The organism is Acinetobacter sp. 1294243 (assembly GCF_000588015.1).
Taxonomy (GTDB): Bacteria; Pseudomonadota; Gammaproteobacteria; order Pseudomonadales; family Moraxellaceae; genus Acinetobacter; species Acinetobacter pittii.
On record NZ_JFXG01000052.1, the window covers coordinates 1 to 1,547 of the forward strand.

The window sequence follows — 1,547 nt, forward strand, 5'->3', positions numbered from 1 at the left end:
GTTTTCAATAGCCTTACCTGATAGTACAGGGTGAGTTGCGTATGCAACTACACGACGTGCACCAAATTGCTTAAGCGCATCAGCTGCTTTACACAATGTACCAGCAGTATCGACCATATCGTCTACGATAACGCAATCACGATCTTTTACGTCACCAATTAAGTGCATAACTTGCGACTCGTTGGCTTTTTGACGACGTTTATCAATAATTGCTAAATCGATGTCACCCATCTGTTTGGCAACAGCACGAGCACGTACTACACCACCAACGTCAGGAGAAACCACCATAAGGTTGTCATGTTGTTGTTGACGTAAGTCAGCAAGCAAAGCAGGAGTACCGTAGATGTTGTCGACTGGAATATCGAAGAAACCTTGAATTTGGTCAGCATGTAAGTCGATCATCACGACACGGTCAATACCAACAGTGGTAAGCATGTCTGCGACAACTTTAGCTGTAATCGGCACACGTGCAGAACGTGGACGACGGTCTTGGCGAGCATAACCAAAATAAGGGATAACAGCGGTAATACGACCAGCACTTGCACGACGCAAAGCATCTGCCATAACCAAGATTTCCATAAGGTTATCATTGGTAGGGGCACAAGTAGGCTGAACGATAAATACGTCTTTACCACGAACATTTTCAGTAATTTCTACTGAAATTTCTCCATCAGAAAAGTGACCGACTGATGCAGCACCTAGAGGGATATGTAAGTGACTTACGACTTTTTGAGCGAACTGTGGATGAGCATTTCCACTAAAAACGACAAGATTGGGCATGAAGCACCCTTGGCGGTTGGTATGTAATGAAATAGATGGCAGGGGCGGCTGGATTCGAACCAACGGATGCCGAGATCAAAACCCGGTGCCTTACCACTTGGCGACGCCCCTAACGTGTAACCTTAAAATGATTAAGAGGAGATTCATTTAAACTATTTACCAAGTAAGATTTACATGGTGAATACTTAAGAATTTCATCAATATTCATTTCATTCGTTACTTCAATAAAAACACAAGCACCTGTACCTGTAAGCTTTGCTTGACCAAATTGATCTAAATATTGCATTGCTTCTTCTACTTCAGGGTATAACTGCCGAGCCAGTGGCTCAAAGTTATTTCCAAAATTAGAAGGTTCTAACTGATAGGCGCAAAATTTAGTGGTCTTAGAGTCTCTTGTCAATGTTTTTTGTGAAAAAAGCAATTGAGTGCTGATAAAACAATCAGGTTTTAAAATAATGAACTGTTTTTGATCTAAGTCTATGAATGATAAATGTTCACCGATGCCTTCAGCCCATGCATTTTTACCATAAATAAAAATTGGAACATCAGCACCGAGCTTTACACCGTAGTCCGCAAGTTGTTCTTGCTTTAGGCCACATTCCCATAATTGATTTAACACAATAAGCGTTGTGGCGGCATTAGATGAACCGCCACCTAGACCTGCACCCATTGGAATATTTTTTTCAATTTTGATGTGCAAGCCACAAAATTTTTTCGCATGTGGTTTTAGTATTTGAGCTGCCCGATAAATCAAGTTTTCTTCAGCA

Annotated in this window: 2 protein-coding genes and 1 tRNA gene; all 3 read right to left on the reverse strand. The window is 41.4% G+C overall.

What is annotated here, in order from left to right:
• The coding region (locus J655_RS24130; protein ID WP_032002029.1) for a ribose-phosphate pyrophosphokinase at positions 1–780 on the reverse strand (780 nt) is incomplete at its 3' end.
• A gap of 36 nt (positions 781–816) precedes the next feature.
• Positions 817–891 (reverse strand) — tRNA-Gln (locus tag J655_RS0104965).
• Positions 890–1,547: 4-(cytidine 5'-diphospho)-2-C-methyl-D-erythritol kinase (ispE, locus tag J655_RS24135; protein ID WP_032053450.1), on the reverse strand; the 658-nt coding region annotated here is incomplete at its 5' end. The genes ispE and J655_RS0104965, both read right to left, overlap by 2 nt.